Origin of the sequence: Sporosarcina sp. HYO08, assembly GCF_001563475.1 — a bacterium.
GTDB lineage: Bacteria > Bacillota > Bacilli > Bacillales_A > Planococcaceae > Sporosarcina.
The window spans coordinates 371,943-395,922 of sequence record NZ_LPUT01000028.1 but is presented as its reverse complement, the minus strand read 5'-3'; the positions used below and the strand labels follow the sequence as shown (position 1 = coordinate 395,922).

26 protein-coding genes and 1 pseudogene are annotated in these 23,980 nt (G+C 40.8%); 7 read left to right on the top strand and 20 right to left on the bottom strand.

The window, feature by feature from the left end:
* Positions 1-122: 122 nt before the first annotated feature.
* The 3 genes and pseudogenes from AU377_RS13315 to AU377_RS13305 all read right to left on the bottom strand — a co-directional run.
* Positions 123-614, bottom strand: a complete 492-nt coding sequence (locus AU377_RS13315; protein ID WP_067408253.1) for a recombinase family protein — start codon at positions 612-614, stop codon at positions 123-125.
* Between the two features lie 395 nt (positions 615-1,009).
* A complete protein-coding gene (locus tag AU377_RS13310) occupies positions 1,010-2,353 on the bottom strand; it encodes an RNA-guided endonuclease TnpB family protein (protein ID WP_067408272.1) in 1,344 nt (447 codons plus the stop codon).
* A 190-nt stretch (positions 2,354-2,543) separates the two neighbouring features.
* Positions 2,544-2,843 (bottom strand): annotated as a pseudogene (locus AU377_RS13305) (exodeoxyribonuclease III); the annotation flags it as partial.
* A 239-nt stretch (positions 2,844-3,082) separates the two neighbouring features.
* Here AU377_RS13305 and AU377_RS13300 point away from each other — a divergent pair.
* Complete coding sequence (locus tag AU377_RS13300; protein ID WP_067408252.1) at positions 3,083-4,180, top strand: branched-chain amino acid aminotransferase; 1,098 nt, start codon at positions 3,083-3,085, stop codon at positions 4,178-4,180.
* Between the two features lie 57 nt (positions 4,181-4,237).
* Here the strand turns inward: AU377_RS13300 and AU377_RS13295 are convergent, their stop codons facing one another.
* The 6 genes from AU377_RS13295 to AU377_RS13275 all read right to left on the bottom strand — a co-directional run bounded on the left by AU377_RS13295 (position 4,238) and on the right by AU377_RS13275 (position 9,409).
* Positions 4,238-5,035 (bottom strand): ABC transporter ATP-binding protein, encoded by a 798-nt coding sequence (locus tag AU377_RS13295; RefSeq protein ID WP_067408251.1) that lies wholly within the window; start codon positions 5,033-5,035, stop codon positions 4,238-4,240.
* A complete protein-coding gene (locus AU377_RS13290) occupies positions 5,013-6,050 on the bottom strand; it encodes an ABC transporter permease (protein ID WP_067408250.1) in 1,038 nt (345 codons plus the stop codon). The genes AU377_RS13295 and AU377_RS13290 overlap by 23 nt, the downstream gene beginning before the upstream one ends.
* 17 nt (positions 6,051-6,067) lie before the next feature.
* Complete coding sequence (locus AU377_RS13285) at positions 6,068-7,093, bottom strand: ABC transporter substrate-binding protein (RefSeq protein ID WP_067408249.1); 1,026 nt, start codon at positions 7,091-7,093, stop codon at positions 6,068-6,070.
* A 202-nt stretch (positions 7,094-7,295) separates the two neighbouring features.
* The gene (locus AU377_RS13280; RefSeq protein WP_067408248.1) at positions 7,296-8,411 is read right to left on the bottom strand and encodes an FAD-binding oxidoreductase; all 1,116 of its coding nucleotides are present in this window, start codon (positions 8,409-8,411) and stop codon (positions 7,296-7,298) included.
* Between the two features lie 124 nt (positions 8,412-8,535).
* A complete protein-coding gene (locus AU377_RS15375; protein ID WP_253724488.1) occupies positions 8,536-8,703 on the bottom strand; it encodes an aspartyl-phosphate phosphatase Spo0E family protein in 168 nt (55 codons plus the stop codon).
* 184 nt (positions 8,704-8,887) lie between these two features.
* Complete coding sequence (locus AU377_RS13275) at positions 8,888-9,409, bottom strand: YhcN/YlaJ family sporulation lipoprotein (RefSeq protein WP_067408247.1); 522 nt, start codon at positions 9,407-9,409, stop codon at positions 8,888-8,890.
* Positions 9,410-9,541: 132 nt separating this feature from the next.
* Here AU377_RS13275 and AU377_RS13270 point away from each other — a divergent pair, with 132 nt between their 5' ends.
* Positions 9,542-9,745 carry a hypothetical protein gene (locus tag AU377_RS13270; RefSeq protein ID WP_067408246.1) on the top strand — a complete coding sequence of 68 codons (204 nt, stop codon included), beginning with the start codon at positions 9,542-9,544 and terminating at the stop codon, positions 9,743-9,745.
* A 55-nt stretch (positions 9,746-9,800) separates the two neighbouring features.
* Here AU377_RS13270 and AU377_RS13265 read toward each other — a convergent pair whose 3' ends face one another.
* Positions 9,801-11,270, bottom strand: coding sequence for a PD40 domain-containing protein (locus tag AU377_RS13265; RefSeq protein ID WP_067408245.1), 1,470 nt, complete (start codon positions 11,268-11,270; stop codon positions 9,801-9,803).
* 176 nt (positions 11,271-11,446) lie between these two features.
* Here AU377_RS13265 and corA point away from each other — a divergent pair, with 176 nt between their 5' ends.
* Positions 11,447-12,409, top strand: a complete 963-nt coding sequence (gene corA / locus AU377_RS13260; protein ID WP_067408271.1) for a magnesium/cobalt transporter CorA — start codon at positions 11,447-11,449, stop codon at positions 12,407-12,409.
* A 58-nt stretch (positions 12,410-12,467) separates the two neighbouring features.
* Here corA and AU377_RS13255 read toward each other — a convergent pair whose 3' ends face one another.
* Together AU377_RS13255 and AU377_RS13250 are read right to left on the bottom strand one after the other, a co-directional pair.
* Positions 12,468-12,713, bottom strand: coding sequence for a YqkE family protein (locus AU377_RS13255; protein WP_067408244.1), 246 nt, complete (start codon positions 12,711-12,713; stop codon positions 12,468-12,470).
* An 18-nt stretch (positions 12,714-12,731) separates the two neighbouring features.
* Entirely contained in the window at positions 12,732-13,931 is a 1,200-nt protein-coding gene (locus AU377_RS13250) for an acetyl-CoA C-acetyltransferase (RefSeq protein ID WP_067408243.1), read from the bottom strand.
* 62 nt (positions 13,932-13,993) lie between these two features.
* On the opposite strand from AU377_RS13250, the gene AU377_RS13245 reads away from it, so the two are divergent.
* Entirely contained in the window at positions 13,994-14,896 is a 903-nt protein-coding gene (locus tag AU377_RS13245; RefSeq protein ID WP_067408242.1) for a hydroxymethylglutaryl-CoA lyase, read from the top strand.
* A gap of 133 nt (positions 14,897-15,029) precedes the next feature.
* Positions 15,030-15,953: an alpha/beta hydrolase gene (locus AU377_RS13240; RefSeq protein WP_067408241.1), complete on the top strand. Its 924-nt coding sequence runs from the start codon at positions 15,030-15,032 to the stop codon at positions 15,951-15,953.
* A 377-nt stretch (positions 15,954-16,330) separates the two neighbouring features.
* Here the strand turns inward: AU377_RS13240 and AU377_RS13235 are convergent, their stop codons facing one another.
* The 6 genes from AU377_RS13235 to AU377_RS13210 all read right to left on the bottom strand — a co-directional run bounded on the left by AU377_RS13235 (position 16,331) and on the right by AU377_RS13210 (position 20,757).
* On the bottom strand, positions 16,331-16,573 hold the full coding sequence (locus AU377_RS13235; RefSeq protein ID WP_067408240.1) for a YneF family protein: 243 nt from the start codon (positions 16,571-16,573) through the stop codon (positions 16,331-16,333).
* Positions 16,574-16,772: 199 nt separating this feature from the next.
* Complete coding sequence (gene sirA, locus AU377_RS13230; protein ID WP_067408239.1) at positions 16,773-17,222, bottom strand: sporulation inhibitor of replication protein SirA; 450 nt, start codon at positions 17,220-17,222, stop codon at positions 16,773-16,775.
* 176 nt (positions 17,223-17,398) lie between these two features.
* A complete protein-coding gene (gene tkt, locus AU377_RS13225; RefSeq protein WP_067408238.1) occupies positions 17,399-19,399 on the bottom strand; it encodes a transketolase in 2,001 nt (666 codons plus the stop codon).
* A gap of 74 nt (positions 19,400-19,473) precedes the next feature.
* The gene (locus AU377_RS13220) at positions 19,474-19,707 is read right to left on the bottom strand and encodes a DUF896 domain-containing protein (RefSeq protein ID WP_067408237.1); all 234 of its coding nucleotides are present in this window, start codon (positions 19,705-19,707) and stop codon (positions 19,474-19,476) included.
* 76 nt (positions 19,708-19,783) lie between these two features.
* Complete coding sequence (locus tag AU377_RS13215; RefSeq protein ID WP_067408236.1) at positions 19,784-20,446, bottom strand: recombinase family protein; 663 nt, start codon at positions 20,444-20,446, stop codon at positions 19,784-19,786.
* Positions 20,443-20,757, bottom strand: coding sequence for a LysM peptidoglycan-binding domain-containing protein (locus tag AU377_RS13210; protein ID WP_067408235.1), 315 nt, complete (start codon positions 20,755-20,757; stop codon positions 20,443-20,445). Before AU377_RS13210 ends, AU377_RS13215 begins: the two co-directional genes overlap by 4 nt.
* Before the next feature lie 194 nt (positions 20,758-20,951).
* On the opposite strand from AU377_RS13210, the gene lexA reads away from it, so the two are divergent.
* Entirely contained in the window at positions 20,952-21,572 is a 621-nt protein-coding gene (lexA, locus tag AU377_RS13205; protein WP_067408234.1) for a transcriptional repressor LexA, read from the top strand.
* A gap of 57 nt (positions 21,573-21,629) precedes the next feature.
* Here lexA and AU377_RS13200 read toward each other — a convergent pair whose 3' ends face one another.
* A complete protein-coding gene (locus AU377_RS13200; protein WP_067408233.1) occupies positions 21,630-22,898 on the bottom strand; it encodes a methionine gamma-lyase family protein in 1,269 nt (422 codons plus the stop codon).
* Positions 22,899-23,035: 137 nt separating this feature from the next.
* On the opposite strand from AU377_RS13200, the gene AU377_RS13195 reads away from it, so the two are divergent.
* Entirely contained in the window at positions 23,036-23,635 is a 600-nt protein-coding gene (locus tag AU377_RS13195) for a trimeric intracellular cation channel family protein (RefSeq protein WP_067408232.1), read from the top strand.
* A 69-nt stretch (positions 23,636-23,704) separates the two neighbouring features.
* Here AU377_RS13195 and hfq read toward each other — a convergent pair whose 3' ends face one another.
* Positions 23,705-23,929, bottom strand: a complete 225-nt coding sequence (gene hfq / locus AU377_RS13190) for an RNA chaperone Hfq (protein ID WP_067408231.1) — start codon at positions 23,927-23,929, stop codon at positions 23,705-23,707.
* Positions 23,930-23,980 lie beyond the last annotated feature (51 nt).

Genomic DNA, 23,980 nt, shown 5'->3' with positions numbered 1-23,980 from the left:
CATAAAAAAACTCCCCCTTTTAATATGCAAAAAATTTAGCACATTATTGCGGAGAAGTATAGTAGCCATTCCGAAGGAATGTGAAAAAAACACGGGTGTTTCTGAGGAAACAAAGTGCTCGTTTACAGTAAAGTTTCCTTATTCTTTTTATAACCATAAGGCGGCACACCTACCCATTTTCCAGCCCTAGCACTTTGTAAGCGTCCCAAGTGCATTTTCTTAGAAGTTTCTTTATATGCCGATTGATTAAACATGCCTTTAATAACAGACATCATTTCACCCATGCTATCAGATGGGTTAATGATTCCGTCTAAAAGGCTGTGAACAATCATATTAAATTTCTCTAACAACTCAAATAGTTCTAATTGCTGCTTTAAATTTCGAGTTAATCGTGATAAATCTGTTATGACCAAAACATCATATTTAGCCGATTCAATTTCCTTGATTAACTTTAAATATTCAATTCGTTCCTCGTCAACGCTAGACGCTATTTCTTCAAAATAGGTATAGTTGAAATGATGACGTTCACAATAGAATAACAATTCCCTTTTATGTTTTTGTAAATCCTCTAGTTCCCCTCTACTTTTACGGTTGTAAACCAATGCGTTCTTCATCTAATCACCCTTAATTAGTGTTCTACGCAATTATACTTTTATTCATATAGCTCCACCACGTATAAGCCCCTTCTTGTTCCGGGTCAACTACCCCTACTAAGATAAAACGTTTCAGTGGGGGCTTGAGTTAGAACTCTAGGTCTTTTCGTCTATCGCTAGACAGTTTGACGCTCTAGAGTCCATGCCACCTTCTGGTGTTACGGTGACACCCCAAGTAAGTTTTAGGTCGGTACTGGTGACAAACTATCGTTTTCCCACTTGCACCCTCCCTCCGAAGAGTTAAAGTTCACCGAACGAATTCGGTGAAGTCATAGCCTTACGAACTATGTACTACAAGCCCCGGCACAAATGTGACGAGTACACTCGGATGGTTGACACACCCACTAAGCTATGCGCTAAGCAACAGCCTTACGTTTTTGAACTTCTAATTTAACTGGAGTTTTTACTGTTAACTTTTCATCTATTTCCACAACTTCTGATTTCTTCAAAATATTTAATGCAGCATTAATATCAGCGTGGATGCATCTTCCCGATTTACTTCGATATAGACCGCGAGTGATCCGTTTGCCACTGAACGTGTAGGTTAATTGATCTTTTTTCGTCCAAACAGACATCGTATCTCTGTCTAGAAAACTAGCTTTTGAAGTATAACTTTCTTCTTGTTTAAAAAAACGAATGCCTTCCTTTAAACATTTGTTTTCGATGGCGGAAATTAGTCTTTTGAATGGAATTTGGACAAATTTCTGATTGTTCTTTTTCCCCATATCAGACGCTTGTTTCCAGCCAGCGTTATAACCTACAACAATCGTATCAACAGCTAGCTCTTTGACTTTTTTGAAAAGCAAACCTACGGCTTGAGAAAAGTAACCGTTTATTTGTCTTTCCCGTTTCATCCAAAGGTTCGCTTGCTTGTTTGTCACTACACGCTTGGAAATGCTATTTTCGATATTTTTCTTTTGTTGCTTGCCTATTTCCTTATTAAAATATTGATTTAAAGATTTTAATCTCTTTCCGTCAATTAAAAACGTATCACCCTTATTTGTTGCACAACTCATAAGATGATCTACACCTAAATCAATAACCAAAGCGTTTGTAGTTGTCGTTGGTTGTTTTTTCATTTGAGCTACTTGCACTTCATAAGTGTAATGCACCTCAAAGAACCGACCTTTTTGTTTGGGCGTGATTTCAATGTAGGAGATTTTTTTGTTTAACAAATTTTTAGGCATACGAATTTTAATCGAACCAAAACGTTTTCTAAATTCAGCATTCATTGGAATAACCCAATACCCATCTTTATCAACTTTTGGAACTTGGTAGATTTCGATGACCCGTTTTTCAGTAGAACCAGAGTATTTTGGAAATTTAGGACGACCGGTGAATTTTTCAGGGTTCTTATTCCATTTTTCTAAAGCTTTAAAAAAGCTCTTCACATCTGAATACAAAGTTCTGCGAATAGCTTGAACGGAATTCGATTGAACACCCCAATAGTTCATATCCGCTTTCATAGCAGCATCTACTTCTTTTACAGTCGCAATCCTATTGTTATGTAAGCAACTTTGTTTAATGGTATACAAGCCCACATTACGTAACGCTTTAGAACTATGTGACATCCGTTGAAGCAGACGAAATTCTTTAGCCGTAAGGACACCGCGTCCAATATTCTGTTTTTGAGTGAACCGTTGAATATTTTCAGATTTCTTTTGTTTACGCAACATTTTAATCGTTTTCTTTCTAGCCAGTGTGTTCACCCCCTTATCTGTGACTTAATTATACCAAAGAACAAAACTAAAAACGAACATTGGTTCCCCGAAACGGAAAAACATTTTAAAAAATGAGTTCAGCCTTTTGGCTGACAGCAATTCATCTCCACCTGAATTGTTGGGCTTCGCCCGTAAAACAACTTAGATGGAGTCTTCTTGCTGAAAAATGATAAAATGTCGGGTACTCCAGTGTTAAAATTCGTCCTTCTTCTTCAACTTCGGACTCTCCAATGCCATATTTCACCGAAAGGGGCTTTTCTTTTGTAAAGACAGCGGTGCCGGAATAACCTTTCTTAACGGCATAATTCCAGTACTGATGATAACCTTCTAAATCTAAGTCAATTTGCCCCTCTTGTAATTTTATTTCTTGAACACAAAAAACGTCTGCATCTACTGACTCGAAATAATCAAAAAAACCTTTTCGAACGCAAGCTCGCAGTCCGTTTACATTCCATGACACGAATTTCATTTGTAACCACCTCTTTTTAAGCTTACTAAAAAAAGAATGTACGTTCCATCCCAACGCTTTTATAAAATAAACTTACAAACACCATTAAAATTTTTAGTATTTTTCGACAACTATTGCCGATCTGTAAATAATTTACGGGGAATGCCTATATTTTTCGCTAAAATTGCTGTATACTTACTCTATTCAGTCATTTATTCAAAAGTATAAAGAGTATAAGAAGATGAGGAGATTTGATCAGTATGACAAAATTACCGGTTTCGATCACACAAAGCAAAATACAAAAAGCAAAACCCAACCCAGAGGAACTGGTATTTGGTAGAACATTCACAGATCATATGTTCGTCGCGGACTATGATGAAGAAATTGGATGGCACGATCATCGAATCGTTCCCTATGAACCCTTCGAATTAGACCCTGCATCGATCGTATTTCATTATGGGCAAACTGTCTTTGAGGGATTGAAAGCATATGCTTCAGAAACAGATGGGAAAATCAGACTTTTCCGTCCCGAACAAAACATGAGACGTATGAACGAATCATGTGCTCGACTTGTGATGCCGCAAGTGGATGAGAAATTAGCATTAGATGCCTTAAATCAATTGCTCGAAATTGATAAAGAGTGGGTTCCAAAGGCAGAAGGCACTTCTCTTTATATTCGTCCATTTATGATTGCAACGGAATCATTTCTTGGCGTTGCACCTTCAAAGAAATACCGCTTTATGATCATCCTTTCACCAGTAGGATCGTATTATAAAGAAGGGATTCATCCTATTAAAATACTTGTTGAAAATAACTTTGTCCGTGCGGTTGCAGGTGGAACAGGAAATGCAAAAACGGCAGGAAACTATGCTGCCGCCTTAAAAGCACAAGAAGTTGCGGACCAAGAAGGGTATTCACAAGTTCTTTGGCTTGATGGTGTTGAGCGGAAATATGTTGAAGAAGTCGGCAGTATGAACATTTTCTTTAAAATAAACGGTGAAGTGGTGACACCTGCTTTAAATGGCAGCATACTAGAAGGAATCACAAGAAAATCTATTTTAGAGTTGCTGCGTTATTGGAATGTGCCAGTTACGGAGCGAAAAATCTCAATGGATGAAATTAAGCTTGCGAATGAAAACGGACAGCTGGAAGAAGTTTTCGGTACGGGTACAGCGGCTGTTATCTCTCCAGTAGGAGAACTGAACTGGAATGGCGATAAAATGATTGTTAATAACGGCGAAACAGGAGAGTTGTCCAAAAAGCTCTACGATACATTAACAGGCATTCAAACGGGTAAACTCGAAGATCCATTTGGATGGGTCGTTCAAGTCAAAAGCGATTTAACAACACACGCATAATCAAAATAGACGGAATCCCTAGCCAAGAGATTCCGTCTATTTGCTTTTTCTTCTAAATTATACACTTAACAACGCTGCATCATTTGTAAGTTTTTCACCGCGGATACGCTGGAATTCAGCCATGAGTTTTTCAATTGTCAGCTGCTTCTTTTCTTCTGCTTCTACCGTCAAAATGATTTGCCCTTTATCCATCATAATTAATCGATTGCCAAGATCAAGCGCTTGCTGCATATTATGTGTGATCATTAAAGTTGTCAATTGATCCTTTTCCACTAGCTCCTTTGTTAAATTTGCGATTAACGCCGCCCTAGATGGGTCTAAAGCAGCCGTGTGCTCATCTAACAACAAAATAGATGGCTGGGTAAAGGTTGCCATTAATAAGGACAATGCCTGACGCTCTCCGCCCGACAGCATCCCAACATTTGTATTCATCCGATTTTCTAGATTCAAGTGCAGCGTTTCAAGTGCCGATCGAAAAAAGTCTTTTCTTTTTTTATCGACCCCTTTACGTAAGCCGCGAAGCTTGTTTCTTGAAAAAGCTAACGCTAAATTTTCCTCGATCGTCATGGCGGGGGCTGTTCCCGCCATCGGATCTTGGAACACACGGCCAATCATTCGCGATCGTTTGTATTCTGGTAGTTTAGTAACCTCATTACCATCAATGAAAATTTTTCCAAAGTCAGGTGTCAGCGCACCCGACACCATATTCATCATCGTCGATTTGCCTGCACCGTTACTGCCGATGACCGTCACAAAATCGCCAGGTTTTAAATGTAAATTAATTTGATCGAGCGCTATTTTTTCATCCGGAGTCGCCTCGTTAAATACTTTGTTAATCTGTTCCAGCTTCAACAATAGACGTCTCCCCTTTCGCCTTCACCGCTAAACGCTCCGCATGACGCTTCGCTTTTCTAGCTTTCTCTCTTCTTTTATCAAAATATTGCGGAAGGACTAGGGCTGCAATGACAATAATTGCCGTAATGAGCTTCATATCTCCCGTATCCAATAGATCGATCCGAAGCGCCAAACCAAGTACAATTCTGTAAATAATCGCACCGGCAACAACTGCAAGTGTCGTGCGCATGATCGTTTTTGTGCCGAAAATGGCTTCACCGATAATGACGGATGCTAAACCAATGATAATCATTCCGATTCCCATCCCAATATCGGAAAACTTCGAGTACTGAGCGATTAAGGCGCCTGAAAATGCAACAAGGGCGTTTGAAATGCCTAAACCAACAATGACAAGTGTATCCGTATTGGCGGAAAAACTTCTAATCATCTTCTTATTGTTGCCCGTGGCGCGAATCGCAAGCCCTATTTCTGTTTTCAAAAACCAATCCACAACTAGTTTAATGATGAACGTCGCAACGATCATTAGAAAAAATGTTCCCCAAGTGGACGGTAAATATTGTACACCCATGGCACTAAAAAAAGAATTTAGTACATCGTCAATGCCAAGCGCACCCCAAAATGTTTGGAATTCACTAAAAATTGTTTCTGCATTTAACAATGGAATATTCGGCCGACCTACCGAGTTTTCTGATGTTAAGCCCATAATACGTAAATTAATAGAATAAAGTGCAATCATCATTAAAATTCCGGACAATAAAGGATTGATCTTTCCTTTTGTATGCAATAAACCTGTTATACATCCTGCAAAAAAACCAATAACTATAGCAACGCCTGTTGCAACGATCGGGTGATACCCAAAAACGATCATTGTTGCAGCAACCGCGGCTCCTGTTACAAAACTACCATCTACCGTTAGATCCGGAAAATCCAACACTCGGAATGTAAGGTACACTCCGAGTGCCATAATTGCGTAGATGATTCCTTGCTCAACTGACCCAAATACAGCTGAAAACATGCAATTTCATCTCCCATTCATTCAACGAATTCAGCATTCCATTCGTCCTTCACTTCAACCCCTATCGCTTCTACAGTGTCCTTATTCATGACAAGCTTTAGGTTTTGAGGAACTTGAACAGGTAAATCCGCTGGTGTACTTTCACCATTTAAAATTTTTACAGCCATTTGCCCTGCTTCGTAACCAATGTCATAGTATTCAAAACCATATGCACCTAATCCACCGCGTTCTACTGAGTCGAATTCACCAACTATCATTGGTAATTTATTATCATTCGCTACGGAAACGACTGATTCTAATGCAGAGACGACTGTATTGTCTGTAATAATATAAAGTGAATCAACTTTACCGAGCAAAGATTCTGCCGCTTGTTTAACGTCTGCGGAAGTTGCAACGGATGCCTCGACAACTGTTAAGTCTAATCCCAAATCTTCAATCAATTTTTTCACTGTGTCTACCTGAGCCCGTGAATTTTGTTCACCTGAGTTAAAGATCATTCCGACATTTTTAGAACCTAGCTGTTCGGATAGAAATTTTAACGTATTAGGAATTGCTTCTGGATGGTTATCAATTGTTCCCGTAACGTTTCCACCCGGATTTTCATTGGATTCTACGAGTTCAGCAGTCACTGCGTCTGTTACGGAAGTGAAAATAATTGGAATATCTTGTGTCACACTTGCTACTGCTTGTGCACTTGGCGTAGAATTCGCAAAAATCAAGTCAACATTTGCACCTACAAGGTTATTGGCAATTGTCGTATTTGTACTGTTATCGTTTTGAGCGTTTTGTACATCATATTCCACATCAAGCCCCGCGTCTTCTAATGCTTTTTTAAATCCATCGTAAGCAGCATTTAAGGACGGGTGTTCAACAATTTGTGTCACGCCAATTTTATATTTTTTTGAATCTGTTGAAGTGCTCTTATTTCCTTCGTCTTCGGTATTATTATTTGCTGCATTGTCATTTTTTGCAGTACCGCATGCAGCAAGGACCAAAACAATACTAAACAATGCAACTGCATATTTGAGCCAATTCTTTCTCATTCAAAATCCCCCTTTTTTTCTTTTTGCCTTCTCTCTTTTTGCTTATATAAGGCAACATTATTCGTAATAGTACACCGAGTGTCATCGTTAGTCAATAACATTTAAAATCTTGGGACTATTTAAGCGCTTCCAAATAGCAGAAGGTTTCTATGATTGCAGAAAAAACAAAAAAGATACCTTGCATGAAGGCATCTTTCCAAAATTATTCAATTGCTTGCTCAACACGGTAAAGCGACAAATCAATTTCAACCTCTTGTCCAAGCACAAGCTTCGCAAGCTGGTTTCCTAAGAACGGCCCTATTGTTAAGCCTGACGCACCTAAACCATTTGCGATCCATAAGCCTTTTACTTGGGCAAACTCACCAATAATTGGAAGAAAGTTTGGCGTAAACGGACGATACCCAACGCGAGTCTCGACATATGCTCCTTCTGTCAAACCCGGTGCAATTTCAAGCGCTTTTGTCGCAATTTCATGGATTCCACCGATCGTCACTTTATGATCGAACGGTCTATTGTCCTCATGGGTCGCTCCCACTACAACTCGTCCGTGATCAAAAGGAACAATGTACTGATTTGTCGGCGGAATGACAACTGGCCAATCATTTGTTTTCGTGTTTTCTATTTGCAAGTGGACAATTTGCGCCTTTTGGCCACTCACTTTTAAGTTGATGCCAAGCGGTTTAACAATTTCTGCCGCCCATGCCCCCGTTGTTAGGATGACCGAACCAGCCGGGTAAAATTGCTCTCCCACATTTACACCTGTTACAGCATTAGAAGATGAGGCTAACCGAGCAGACCCTTTTACGAAAGTCGCGCCATGTTTTTTCGCTGCATTTTGAAGGGCATTGCGCAGTGCTCGTCCATCTACACGAGCCGCTCCACTGACAAATATGGCCTGAAGCTGATCGGCTATAGGTGGAAAAAAAGAGGCACATTCTTCAACCGTTAACCATTCGATCGCTCCCATTTCTGGTGCCTCTTGTCTTCTTGCTCGTGCCCGCTCTTCCATTTTCTTCAATTTCAATTCATCTGAATGTAGGCTAATCGCACCGACTTGTCTATAGCCGGTTTCGATTTCACCGTCTTTTTTGAGTTGCTCAATTAAGGATGGATAATGAGCTGCTCCACTTTTGGCAAGTGCATACCAAGCTTTATTTCTACGCTGCGATAACCATGGACAAATAATCCCCGCAGCAGCATCTGTTGCTTGTCCGCTGTCCTCCCGATCGATGACTGTTACCGACGCACCATTTTTCGCCAAATGATAAGCTGTTGACGAACCTAAAATTCCTGCTCCAATGATGATAAACTTCTCCATTTCATACACCTTTTCCGTTTAAATCATGCTTTTAGCATACAAGAACTTTTAGTCATTTAACAGTTTTTTCATTTTAACGAAAGGCATATCATCTTGAACCAATCTACATGGATGTATCCGCTTTTTAGTGGGAAGCAATATTTTGGTATTTATTTAAAAGATTGTCCAAGTCTTGACTATGAGAGACAACCTTTGGGTGTGTAAAACCAAATTGCTTCGCCTTCTTATACATCCCTTTTCGTTTGTAATGAATCCAAAATGATAATGCCCTTTTTTTTATAGCAGTCGTCACAACAATTCCTCCACATATATATTTTTCGATCTCGCGGCTTTGGCCAGCCTGCTATAGATTACAACATATTAATCGCATTAAATGTCGATTACTGCCAGAATTCTATTATTTAATAAATTTGTCATAATTAGGTGCAATTTGATGGAATAATATTGACTTTCCATCAAACATCTGCATATTTTTCTTAATGTGCGTCCGGGAATACACGACTTATTGCGTCCGTGAATTCCTTGAAGAAACCTTCAACAGGCTCTCCGGCACGAATTTTATCACCGTAGTCTGTCATTTGTTTTGCAAAATCAGGATTTAAAGAAACGTAAACATTGTTAATATCTGCGGTTGTAGCTCGTACTTCGTCGGCAATTTTATCTTCCATTTCTTTTGTTCCTTCGACGCCTTCTTTCAACATAACGCCAGCATACGCGTTATTATTCGTTACAAGAACATTCGCGTAATCCACTCCGTCAATTTTCACAATATTATCTGCTGCTTCTTCGGCAATGTCAATTTTGTGATCTGACGTTCCTTCGGCATTGTTGTCATTTGCATTATTTTCATTGGCTGTTCCGTTGTTGTCAACATTTTCCGTATTCGTTGCTGTTCCCTGATCCGCAGCATTTTGATCATCCGTCTTCTGGTTTGTTCCGCAACCCGCCAAAGAAAAGATTAACAACATTGCCATTCCAACAATAGATATATTTTTCATCTGGATAACCTCCCATAATTTGTAGTTGGTGTTAGATTGCACATGTCCCTTATTTTTTATGCAATTTCTTGAATTGAACTTCTTCTTTCGCTCATATTAAAAAGGACAAATACAAACCGAGGAGGTCACGCAGTGGGTAGAGATGATAATCACAAAGGTTCAACAAATCAAGCTACTTCAATGCCACAAACACCCAAACATTCAAAAATCGCACCTAGCAAAATGAAGGAAGAAATTTCAATGGAATTGGCTGAACTTGGAAATCTAAAGCCGAAACATGAGCCAATGACCCCAAATCAACGACAAAAGAGCGAATCCGAAAGATCTTATAAATAAAAATGAGATGCCAGAAACTGACCCATCCATAGGTCAGTACTGGCATCCCGTTTTTTCACGGTAAAAACAAAAGGGTTGAAACAATTTTTTCGATATGGTCTTTGTCTGCCCATAAAATGAAGTAATTATAAGATTTCCCTTCAATTTCAATCGGGGCTTCATACTTTGTAATGTAGGCCGCCTGCCCTTTCATCTCCTCCGATTGGTCATTCGATGGATAAATGAGACAAGCTTCAACGGGCATTTCCAAGTGGCGGATTTGCGGATCGGATCCGTATGGCATCAATTTTTGATGTGCCTCCGCTTGACAAATCTGTTGCATCGTTTCCGTTCCAAATAGTGCGCCCACTTGAAAAAATCCATCGCCGCCTTCAAAGCGAACTTCATTGATTTTTGTCCATTCGTGGGGGTATTGTAAATTGATTCCTAATAATTCATTTGTATATTCCTGCATTGTCAAGTCTTCTATTTCAGTTGGCGACCATTGAAGTGACATAATGGATTGGTCTTGAATGACCCGCATAGGTTTTGATCGGTTTAACTGAAGGATCCACAATTCATTGCTAGCGTGTTCGTCCCGACAGCCCGATAAATAAGCTATTTTTTTCCCATCAGGCGCCCAAGTGACAGGAGTCGCATAACAACTTGAAATTGCCCAAATCCGTCCAGCCTTTCCCTTTCGACCAATCGTACGAATTTGTGAAGAGTACCCATGATCCTCAATCGTTGAAGTAAAAGCAATTTGAGTAGAATCAGGTGACCATACAGGATAATAATTTTTCGATAAAGGTCCTCCTTTTATCGGGAAAACAGTGCCTGTTGCAAGTTCCATTGTACGTATAAGTGATACACTCTCACCCGGTGTCGTATAAACAACAAATAAACCATCTGGGGATAGCCGAATATGATGGATTGGACCTTCGCTATTATTCGTTAATTTCTTTCTGTCCCTGCCATTTACGCTAATTTGATAAAGTTGGCTATTCCCCTTATCATCCATCGCTTGATATAAAAGAACTGTTCCTGTTGGAAACCATTGTACATCTGTAGCACCCGCGGCATTGATCGTTCGCGCTTCGTGCAAAGTTGTATCGTATATTGTAATGGTTCCCCTTTTTACATACGCAATGCTTTCATTGTCTGGGGACCAACTTACGTTTAAATCCCCCTCTTTCGGCAGCTGATCAATGGCTGCTATCGATCCCGAATCTAAATAGATGATATAGACAATTCGATTTTTCCCAGTAAACGCGATCCGCCGGCTGTTCGGTGCCCAAATGGGTTGTGAAAAAGCATCTCCCAATCCTTGTGTCAGTTGCTCATTCTCACCAGTTCGAACGTTGTAGGTCCATATTTCATTGGCACCGCTTCGATTTGAATTATAAGCAATAAACCCTCCATGATCCAATGTGGATTGTTCATCGGTTTGCTCATTATGTGAGTATACATTTGAGGGTAAATTCCTTTGTTGTATGAACGGCGGGTCTACACGAGCATTCAACGTACCATCCGCAAAGTATTTCACTTCTACACGCCCCTTTGAGTAATGATGACACCACGTATTATTTTATTGTATGGATTTCGGAACGAAGGCTCAAAATGCCAGTAGTGTCTTTTTCACTCTATGTATTCGTCACAAGCTTTACGCCAGGAGCTAATCATATGATGGCGATGTTTTTTGTAAGAAAGTTGGTTTTAAAAATGATCCATTCGATCGGTTTAACGGAAGAAAATGAACTTGTATATGATTTTTCCATTGACGAGATTCATCAACAGTCTTTCAAGTGGTATTGGATCGATATCGAAAATCCCGATCAATATGAAGAAGATTTGCTTCATTCTTTTTTTCATTTCCACCCACTTGCGATTGAAGATTGCTTGCACGGATTGCAAAGGCCAAAGTTAAATTACTATAATAATTTTACGTTTTTGGCTATCCACTCACTTGAACAAGAAAGTTTGTCTTCTCGTGAACTAAATATATTTTTAGGGATGAATTATGTCGTAACTTTCCATTATTCAACGATTCCAGAATTAAAAACGGCACGTAAGAGGGTATTTCAACAACCGACGAAATGGAAAAATGGTCATCATTTCATTGTGTATCAAATACTCGATAAAATTGTTGATGATTATTTCCCAATACTTTACGGCATCGAAGACCAGCTAAATGAAATTGAAGAAGCGCTTTCTCCATCGACCGTCCATTTATCAATGGACAATGTTTTTGAAGTACGCGGTGATTTACTTCGATTGAGGCGAACGATTATCCCCATGAGCGAATTATTGTATCGAATGCTCGCTTCGGCTAGACTTGAATTCAAGGATCATGAAAGAGCCTATTTTAGTGATATATACGACCATTTACTGCGGCTTACTGAGATGTTGGATTTTAACCGTCAGTTGACCTCGGATATTCGCGATAGTCAATTATCGATTAACTCCAACCAGATGAATCGCATTATGATGACATTGACGATTATTTCCTCTATCTTTATCCCCTTAACTTTTATTGCAGGGGTTTACGGGATGAACTTTACACATATGCCCGAGCTTAACTGGCATTATGGCTACACCATCGCCCTAGTTGTCATGGCCATCATCGGTGTAGCTATGCTCCTTTGGTTCAAACAGAAAGGATGGCTTCGGTTATTTAAAACTTAAGGCAAATGGAAAGTTTTTAGAAGAATAGAAAAAGCACCGGCGGGCGCCGATGCTTTTTCTAATACTTCGATCCATGATTGCCATATTCATCTAAAAGTTCCGCAAAACTTTTATTCTTCTCGCGTTCTTTACGTTCACGGCGCAATTTTTCTTGCCGTTCTTGTTCTTGTTGCGCTTCTATAGCTGACAATTCTTTTTTTGCTGCTTGCAGCTTTTGAAGAATGTCATCCCCGAGTGCGTCAGACAAAGTGACCTGTTCGTTCCCCTTTGCACTTGACTGCTTCGGTTTGCGATGTTTCGCCATAGACTCACCTACTTTCCATTAAGGACGTGTTACGATTGTCGCAACACCTTGGCCACCGCCAATACATAGCGTTGCAAGCCCAGATTTAGCGTCTCTGCGCTGCATTTCATGTAGAAGTGTTACAAGGATACGCGCTCCGCTCGCACCAATTGGGTGTCCTAGCGCGATTGCTCCACCGTTTACATTTAACTTTTCAGCATCGAATCCGAGCTCTTTGTCAACCGCAAGCGCTTGAGCAGCAAATGCTTCGTTTGCCTCTACAAGATCGATTTGATCAAGCTGCATATCGGCCTTTTCAAGCGCGTTTCGAACAGCTTGAACCGGACCAATTCCCATGATCGACGGGTCTACACCCGCATTGCCATTTGCAGCGATCGTTGCAAGTGGTGTTAAGCCAAGTTCATCTGCTTTTTCTTTTGACATGATCACAAGTGCCGCAGCTCCATCGTTAATACCTGAAGCATTGCCCGCTGTTACGCTGCCGTCTTTTTTAAATGCCGGGCGAAGCTTACTTAATTTCTCCGCTGTTGTACCCGCCTTTACGTATTCATCCGTATCAAAAATGATCGGTTCCCCTCTACGCTGTGGAATTTCAATCGGTACAATTTCATCTTTAAATGTACCCGCTTCAATTGCAGCCGTTGCTTTTTGCTGGGACTGTGCTGAAAACTCATCCTGTTGTTCACGCGTCAATTCGTATTGGTCGCAAAGGTTTTCAGCTGTAATGCCCATATGGTAATCATTAAACGCACACCATAGTCCATCAGCGACCATGCTATCAACTACTTTTTGATCGCCCATCTTAAAGCCTTCTCGGCTATTTTTTAATAAGTAAGGTGCTTGACTCATATTTTCCATACCGCCAGCTACGATAATATCAGCCTCTCCAGAAGCGATTGCTTGACGGGCCAAGTGAACAGCTTTTAAGCCAGATCCGCAAACTTTATTGATCGTCAATGACGGAACTGTTTCAGGCAAACCTGCTTTGATCGCAGCTTGACGGGCTGGGTTTTGACCTAGTCCAGCTTGTAGTACATTTCCTAAAATAACTTCGTCAACGCTATCCGCAGAAACGCCAGCGCGTGCTAAAGCTTCTTTAATGACAGCTCCCCCAAGATCTGTTGCTGGTACGTCTTTTAAAGTTCCCAAAAATGAACCAATTGCGGAACGAACCGCGCTCACAATGACTACTTCTTTTGACAATTCCATTTCCCCCATTCTTCTATTAACATTGCCTATAAACTCATCCCTTCTATACAATATACTAAAGGAGGGATGATATGTTTAGTTTACCAAAGAATGTGACAATTATCGAGGTCGGATCAAGAGATGGATTACAAAATGAAAAAAAAATTGTTGACACGGCGGTAAAACTAGCATTTATCGATGCTTTACAAGTTTCCGGCATCCAGGAAATGGAAATTACGTCATTTGTTTCACCAAAATGGGTCCCCCAAATGGCCGATGCTAAAGAAATTGTCGAAAATATTTCACAATTCGGCAGGCAGTTTGTTTTAGCCCCCAATGCGTTAGGTGTGCAAAATGCCATTGAGGCAGGCGCAAAAAATATCGCTGTGTTTGTAGGTGTTAGCAATACCTTTAATCGAAAAAACATTAATCGAATGACTCAAGAAAGTATAAATAGGCTTCGACCGGTGATTGCCAAACTTAAGGCAGACGGCATTTTCGTTCGCGCATGCATTTCCACTGCATTTTACTGTCCTTACGAAGGCAAGATCAAACAAGAAGATGTCATTGCACTTTGCAAACAATTTGTAGCGATGGACGTCGATGAATTAAGCGTTGCAGATACGATTGGAATGGCAAACCCACGGGAAAGCTATCACTTATTCAAATCATTGAAATCCAAATTTCCGAATACTTTAATAACAGCCCATTTTCATGACACAAGACGGATGGCGATCGCGAATATCTTTGCTGCCTTGCAAGCTGGGATCGATCGATTTGACACATCTGCCGGGGGACTTGGCGGATGCCCGTTTGCACCGGGAGCCACTGGCAATGTTGCAACGGAAGATGTCGTCCATATGCTTGATACACTAGGAATCGAAACGGGAATTGATGTAAAAAAAGTATGTGAGGCCGTCCAAGTCATTGAACCGCATATTTCTAGAAGGATCGACACAGGTATTTATCAGTTGTTTCAAAATGGACAGTTATGAAAAGGAGAACAAAGAGTGTTGGGCTCGTATTGAGATATGCGTTGCCAAATTGCCGTGGGAGCTGACTTTTTCGGTCACCCTCTCCTCTTTTGACTTCTTTTTATAATGATCTTTAAGGAGGAGTTGAGGCCAATTGAAACGGCGCATCCTTTATGTTACGGGCATCGTTTCAGGTGTTTTTGCATTAATCTTCAGTGTGTTGGGTTTTTTAGTGACGAGTCGATTGATGTTTTTAAAGCTGAAGGGAACCGACCTCATTTTAAAACGAGAAATTGGCGCTAAGCGATTTGACCAGCAATGGTATGAGCTTGTTCGAAAAGAGCATATGTGGGTTGAATCACCAAATGGTTATCGATTAAAAGCTGTTTTTTTACAGCCGCTTGAAACGACGAAAACGGTGATTATTTGTCATGGCGTGACAGAAAATAAAATCAATTCCATGAAATACGCACGGCTTTTTGAACGGCTTGGTTTTAACTCGGTCGTTTTTGACCATCGAAGACATGGCGATTCTGGGGGCAAAACGACAAGCTTTGGCTATTATGAAAAGATGGATTTGCAGACAATTGTCCACGCTGTCCGAAAACGGATTGGAAAAAGAGCACTTCTTGGGATTCACGGTGAATCGATGGGTGCTGCAACGATGATCTTGTATGCAGGTACGTATGAATCAGAAGCCAATTTCTTAATTGCCGATTGTCCTTTTTCCGATTTCACTGAACAACTGTTAAATATTTTACGTATGGAAACGCCGCTTCGTTCAACGATGGTCATTCGGATTGCCAACTTATTTTTAAAAATTCGTGATGGCTATACAACGAAGCTTGTCTCCCCTCGGGATGTCATTCAAAATATTTCTGTTCCCATGCTATTTATCCATAGCATGGAAGATGATTTCATTTTGCCGTATATGACAGAGGAACTGTACGAGAAGAAACAAGACCACAAAATGTTAAAGCTCTTCGCCAAAGGGAGCCATGCGAAATCTTTTAACGATAACCCAGAAGAATATGAAAAAACAGTGCAGAGATTTTTAAAACATTTTCATTTTTCTTAACCAAAAAACGTGTTGATTTATAACTGAAATCTGAAGAAGATGAACTAAGAATGCACATCAAAAACGCTTCGGCGCTTGCGGATGCCTCCTGCGATACTCAAGATAATAATAATCCCGTCTCTTGGCATTAACTGTATAATTTCTGCAAAGTACGCAGAAATTATACAAACCGAACTCTTCGTAGTTCGGTTGGCTACCGCTCGGAAGGCGCCTTCGCTCGTTCAACCTAAAAATTGCTTACCTACGTTTGCATTAGTTAAGCCTAATAAAAAACCACCTTCACTGATTTGGTTTCCATCAGTAAAAGTGGTTTTTTTCATGGGGTAACATAGACATACCGTTACTATGCCCCAACAACATCATGAATCAATTAGAAATTAGCGTTTCTTTTTATCCTTTTGTTGATCGCTTAGGCGATTCATTTGATTCATCATCTGATTAATCTTCTTCTGTGAAGGCTTTTGTCCCATTTGCATCATCATCATGCGAAGCATTTCTTCATTAATTGGCGGGTTTTCTTGTAAGTATTTCATCATATATTGACGTGCGATGAAAAATCCGAGTGCCACACCCCCGGCTAACGCTACGATGACGATTAGGATCCACCAGATCGTTCCCATCTGCGCTATTACCTCCTTCACTTCCTGTATTCGAGTTATTTCGAGTTTATTCCCATGTTGGATTATACAATAAAGTGCAGGTGAATAGCAACGTCCGATGTTTAAATACTTTCTTGAAATAGACAAACACACGAAAAAAACGACATTTCGTTTGAATTTGAACGAAATGCCGCTATGTAAAATGGATCTCTTCTACGGATCAATAAAATGCCACATTTTCTCTACTCACGCGCAGATTTGTATATTTGACTGGTTTTAGCCAGCCCCATTCCCCATAGCCATCCATCACTGCAAAAAAACGATCATTCATTCCTGATAATGCTACAAATAAGTCAAGATCGAGCATGCGGGATCCATCACAGACGACAGTTAAAGCATAAGACGAAACAGAAATGACAATAGATCCTTTGACGGGATGTGTCAATTTGAATTTCTTATCTCCTTGTTCGATCGACGCGAATCCTTTTCCTAAATTTGTAATGACTGCGTCTTCGATCGCTGCACCTTCCAGACGTTCACATAAATAATGAACTTCCTGTAACGTATTTTCTTGTTCATCTTCCTTTAACAGCTCATACAGAAGTTTCTCCCGCCCAATCATGTAAGCGTGATATTGTTCTTTTACATTATAAATATCATATGACCGCATCGTCGCCACCCCCCTTCAAAATAGCGTACTACTTTTTTGGTGAAAAGGGTGTCGCATTACGGAATAGAACGGCACTATTATTGTCGGAAAGGTTCGATTCCATTAACAGATCTTCGAAATGGTCATTAAAAAGCTGCTCCGTAAAAAATCGGGAGCAGCTTTTTCTCAGTGATTCATTATAGAAGTTCTTTTACTTTAGAAACAACATTCTCTTCTGTAAAGCCATATTCGCGAATGACAGTTTCTCCTGGCGCACTTGCACCGAATGTATCAATCGCTAATACATCGCCTTCGTCTCCGACATATTTATGCCAGCCGAGAGAAGCACCCATTTCGATTGCCAAACGTTTTTTCACATCTTTTGGTAAAACCGACTGCTTGTAAGCAGCGTCTTGCTTTTCAAAAAGATCCCATGAAGGCATAGACACAACAGAAGCATCAATCCCTTCTGCAAGCAATTGCTGCTGTGCAGAAACAGCCAAATTCACTTCTGAACCAGTTGCAAGTAAAATGGCATCTGGCTTTTCTTTCGTTGCCGGCGAAATGACATACGCGCCCTTTTGAACGCCATCCATCGCCAATTCGCCAGATTTCGGTAATACCTTCAAGTTTTGACGGGACAATACAAGTACTGTTGGTGTTTTTTCCGAAGCAACAGCAATTTTCCAAGCAGCCGCTGTCTCGTTTGCATCTGCTGGGCGAATAACAGACAATCCCGGCATTGCGCGCAGCGAGGAAAGATGTTCGACCGGCTCATGTGTCGGCCCATCTTCTCCAACAGCAATACTGTCATGTGTAAACACATACGTTACTGGCATTCCCATAAGCGCTGAAAGTCGAATCGCCGGACGAACGTAGTCGCTAAAGACAAAGAACGTTCCGCCGAACACTTTTAATCCGCCGTGAAGCGCCATACCGTTAAGCGCTGCACCCATTGCAAATTCACGAACACCGAACCAAATATTACGTCCTGCATAATCACCAGGCAAGAAATCGCCCGCATCTTTAATCGTCGTTTTGTTTGAACCCGCTAAGTCCGCACTTCCGCCGAAGAAAGATGGCACAGCTTTTGCAATCGCATTGATTAGATCGCCAGAAGCGGAACGCGTTGCGTGCGATGTACCTGCTTCATATGTTGGCAATGCCTCCTCAAAACCTTCCGGAAGCTTTCCTTCAATTGCATCGTTCAGTTGCTTTGCAAGATCTGCATGCGCTTCTTCATATTGTTTAAACAAGTCATTCCATTGCTGTTCTTTGTCTGCCCCAAGCTTTTTAGCTGCTTCTTGGAATGTTTCATAAACGCCATCAGGCACGTGGAAATCTTCTTCAAATGTCCACTTATAATATTCTTTCGTTAACTTCATTTCATCTTCGCCAAGCGGTGCACCGTGGACGTCTGATTTGCCGGATTTGTTCGGTGAGCCGTAACCAATGACTGTTTTTACTTCAATGATTGTAGGGCCGCCAGGGTTACCTTTTGCTTCTTCAATGGCTTTAGAGATCAGACCAACATTATTGCCATCTTCAACACGGATATAGTTCCAACCGTAAGATTCAAAACGTTTTTGGATATTTTCTGTAAAGGACATATTTAATTCGCCGTCTAGTGATATATCGTTGCTATCATAGAGGACGATCAATTTATCCAACTGTAAATGTCCTGCAAGGGAAATTGCTTCCGATGCGACACCTTCCATTAAATCGCCATCGCCACATAGTGCGTATGTGTAATGGTCAACTACGTCAAAGTTTGGTTGATTGTACGTTGCAGCGAGGTGCTTTTCAGCCATTGCCATACCGACTGCCATGCCAATTCCTTGGCCGAGTGGACCCGTTGTCGCTTCAACACCTGCTGTATAGCCATACTCAGGATGTCCCGGCGTTTGCGAACCCCATTGTCTAAAGTTTTTAACCTCTTCCATTGGTAGGTCGTAGCCGCCAAGGTGTAGCAAACTATAGAGGAGCATTGAACCATGTCCTGCTGAGAGAACAAAGCGGTCACGGTTGAACCAATTTGGATTCGCCGGGTTATGGTGCATATGTTTCGTCCACAATGTATAAGCCATTGGAGCTGCCCCCATCGGCAATCCCGGGTGTCCAGAATTCGCTTTTTCAATCGCATCGATGGATAGTGTACGGATTGTATTAATCGCTAATTGGTCAGTCTGTTGCGTCATTTTGTACATCCTTTCAGTATGTCAATTGTCTACGTCTTCTAGTTTAGACAATTTATAGGGGGAATGCAAAGAGATCATTGTAAGTACTTGCTATTTCGTGCTTGTTTAACTTTCTCGGGTGTTACATCATTGCCATCTGGATCTACCACTTTTACATTTTCTATCGTGTTGCGCATTGAGGATCGGAATGACTCTAAATATTCCTTCCTTAACTTCGTTTGTTCTTTAGCCTCTTCAATGGATAGACCGATTGTTTTAGATTTTTTAGATAGCTCGTTAATTCTTTTGATTTTATCTTGCGAGAGCATATTTTTTCCTCCATCTTTGTCAATTACAAAAAGTGATACTTTGAAGGTAAACAAAAAGAACAGAAAGTGCAACGAATTAGCCTTTCTGTTCTTCTTCATATTCTTTATAGCGGCGATGTACTGTCGCTTTACTAATCGGATGACCGAGTCCCTTTAAGACAGCTGTAATTTCTTCAAACGTCAATCCTTTTTCTCGCAGTGAGACAATTTCTTCAATAGGAACATCGATTCGTTCGCGTCCCTCTGGATTTCCCCTGTTCGTTAAATTTTTCTCTGGGCGATAGCCTTCCCGAACTGCACGTTGCATGCCCCGTTTAATTTTCGCATTGTGAATTTTACGTTGAAATTCTTCGACAATCGCTAAAATTTCTAGCAGCATTGTATCCATCTCATTCAAGGGAATAGCGCCATTATCACTTTTCGAATACACTTCAATACCGGCTTTCATCAATAAATGTAATACAGCAACACGTGCATGTCCTCTTCCGAGCCGCGTTTCATCTTGAATGAGAACAGCTGCTACCTGTTCATCACGAATGAAATCAAGCAGATCAAGAAGACCTTCTCGTTCAATATCATAGCCGCTATGTCGGTCTGTAAAAGTTGCAACCGGATGAAATCCTAAGTTGTTCGCAAGTTCGGCAAGTTCTTCTTCCTGCCTAGTCAAAGACATGTCCTGTGTTTCTTTCTCCGTGCTTACCCGGCAATAAAGGACACAGTTTCTCTCATTCCCACTCATTGGTCATCACTAGCCAATTGGACATCCAGAAGTTGTTTCTCGGCTCTTTCTATTGTAGGCAAAAGCAGGCTTTCACCCATTTGAATTGTGTCGCTCGAAAGGTCATTTAACTGTTTCACTTTTTCAATCCATTCTTCTTTTGATTCATTGTCCGCATGCCGAACAGCAAGTCCCCAAAGTGTATCTCCTTCGGTAATTACAATTTCACCATATGTCTGTTCTTTTCCATATTTAGCAACACCCATCATTGTAAAAACAATACAAATGATGAACACAAGTATAATATAACTGTTATTTTTCAAAAATGCCATTTATTAACACCCCTTAGGAATATTTGTTCTACGGAATATCTGTTCTCATTTTATAAAAGAGGCATTTAAAAGTCAACAACTTTCTTCGAACTTGTGTTTGTCTTATGTACGAACGTCTGTTATACTAAAATTACTAAAACTTTCGGATTCGATTGACGTTCTTCCGAAAAGAATATGCGCGAGAGGTGATAGATATGAAAAAGATTTCAAAAAGACAAGAAGATATTTTATCGTTCATCAAAGATGAAGTTAGAAAAAAAGGGTATCCGCCATCTGTCCGGGAAATTGGAGAAGCGGTCGGTCTTGCGTCCAGTTCCACAGTTCATGGACATTTAGCCCGTCTGGAAAGTAAAGGATACATTAGACGGGATCCGACAAAGCCGCGGGCAATTGAAGTGCTCGATCCAGACGGCATAGGTGCGCCAAAGCCCGGCGTCCTCAATGTTCCACTCGTTGGAAAAGTGACAGCGGGACTTCCGATTACCGCTATTGAAAACATTGAAGAATACTTCCCTCTCCCGGAATCTTTCGGCACGACGGAGGACAAGCTTTACATGTTGGAAATTGTTGGAGACAGTATGATGGAAGCTGGCATTTTAAATGGGGATTACGTCGTGGTAAAACAACAGAACACTGCCAGCAATGGTGAGATTGTTGTCGCTATGACGGAGGAAGATGAAGCAACCGTTAAACGTTTTTTCAAAGAAAAGGACTACTTCCGTCTTCAGCCAGAAAACTCTTCGATGGATCCAATTATCGTAGATCACGTTTCCATTCTCGGAAAAGTTGTTGGCGTCTATCGAATGATACAGTAATTTCATAACAAAAAAACAGGTGAAAATTTTCTCACCTGTTTTTTATTTATTAGGTTGTCAGTCTTCCAACATTAAGTTTTCACTTACTAACTTTCCAACGGACGACATGACAGCTGCTTTTACGTGTTCATACGTCAATCCGCCTTGTACATATGCCGTGTATGGCGGCCTAATCGGACCATCTGCAGTTAGTTCAATACTAGACCCTTGAATAAATGTGCCTGCCGCCATAATGACATCGTCCGTATAGCCTGGCATATAAGATGGCTCCGGCGCATAATGCGCATTAATCGGCGAATTTTCTTGAATCGTTTGACAAAAAGCAATCATTTGCTGGGCTGTTTGAAATGACACAGATTGAATTAAGTCTGTTCGTTTTTCGGTATAATGAGGCGTCGTCTTCAATCCATGGCTTTCTAAAAGCGCAGCCGTAAATAACGCACCTTTCACCGATTGACTCACAATATGCGGCGCAAGGAAAAAACCTTGATACATTTCAAGCAACGTATCGAGGGATGCGCCGGCTTCTGCACCGAGCCCCGGCGATGTCATCCGATAGGCACATTTTTCTACGAGATCTGCCCGTCCCGCGATATAACCGCCTGTTCGGACAAGTCCGCCACCCGGGTTTTTAATGAGTGAACCCGCCATAATATCTGCCCCAACGTCTGTTGGTTCATTGACCTCTACAAATTCCCCGTAACAGTTATCAACGAACACAATCACTTCCGGATCGATTGCTTTTACTTTTTGTACCATTTCCGCTATTTCACTAACGGTAAATGATGGACGATCTGAATAGCCTTTTGAGCGCTGAATGCCAATCATTTTCGTCTTGCCGTGCATGTTTTTAGCCACTTCATCAAAATTAACCGAACCATCTTCGTTTAAATGAATATGTTGATAGGAAATTCCGTAATCTTCCAACGATCCTGTATCTTTTCCATGCCCTGAAACGATTGAATCTAATGTATCATACGGTTTGCCTGTTATATAAAGTAATTCATCGCCCGGTCGCAAAATCCCAAATAAGCTAATAGAAATCGCATGCGTGCCCGATATAATTTGATTTCGAACGAGGCATGCTTCTGCACCAAACACATCTGCATACACTTGCTCCAAAACATCACGGCCACTGTCGTCATAGCCATATCCTGTTGAGCCGTTCAAATGAAAATCACTGACCATATTTTTTCGGAATGCCCGAAGCACTTTCCGTTGATTGTAAAAAGCAGTTTTTTCAATGTCTTTAAAATAAGGGGTTAACTTTTCTTCAATTGCTTCTACTGTTTCTAGAAGTGCATCATCAAATTCGTTCAAAATCATTCTGATTCCTCATTCCATCATGAATAGTTACATTATTATCTTATCAATCTGTTCAGCTAGGTCAACTGAGATGTTCTGCCATTGATTTATTTGCCTTTTCTGTTAAAATCAAAAAGACAATGAATGGAGGAACTCAAGTGGCTTGGGATGTCTTTAGTTTTATCGGTACGGCAGCTTTTGCCATTTCGGGAGCAATCGTTGCAATGGAAGAGGAATATGATATTTTTGGTGTGTATATTTTAGGGATTATCACAGCATTCGGTGGAGGGGCTGTTCGTAATCTTCTTATCGGAGTGCCGGTCAATGTATTGTGGGATCAAAACTTCCTATTTTTCGTTGCATCGGTTCTAATCACTATTATCTTCTTTTTTTCAAAGTATTTACTTGCTCATTGGAATCGATGGGGGGCTTACTTCGATGCGATCGGGCTTGCGGCATTTGCCATTCAAGGGGCGATGCTTGCGATTCAACTTAACATGACACTTTATGCTGTCGTTGTTGCGGCTGTTCTGACAGGCGCAGGTGGCGGTGTCATACGAGATGTGTTGGCTGGAAGACGCCCGCTCGTTTTTAAGCGTGATATTTATGCCATTTGGGCAGCGGGGGCGGGATTTTGTGTCGGCCTTGGTCTTTACAATTATGAAGTAGCCTTATACATACTGCTCATTGTGACTGCTAGTTTACGTATTTTGTCACTTATTTTTCACTGGAAGCTGCCGATTCGAAGGCTCACATAAAAAGCGGATCAGGAAATTGGCTATCTGAGCTTTAAATGCTAGATGCTTTTTTCGCTGTTCCGCTTTTACTTATTCTTCTTCTTTCAAGATGACTTGTTTTGACGGGACATAAGTAGAAATCGCATGTTTGTAAATCAGATGCTGTTTACCATCACACTCAAGCAGGACGGTATAATTATCATACGATTTTATAAGACCTTTTAATTGAAAACCGTTCAGTAAAAAGACTGTTACAAACGTATTATTCTTACGCAGTGAATTTAAAAACACTTCCTGCATATTTCCCTTTGCCATACGCCGAATCCTCCTGTTGAAGTTCCTATTTTCTCTACCTAATACTACTAA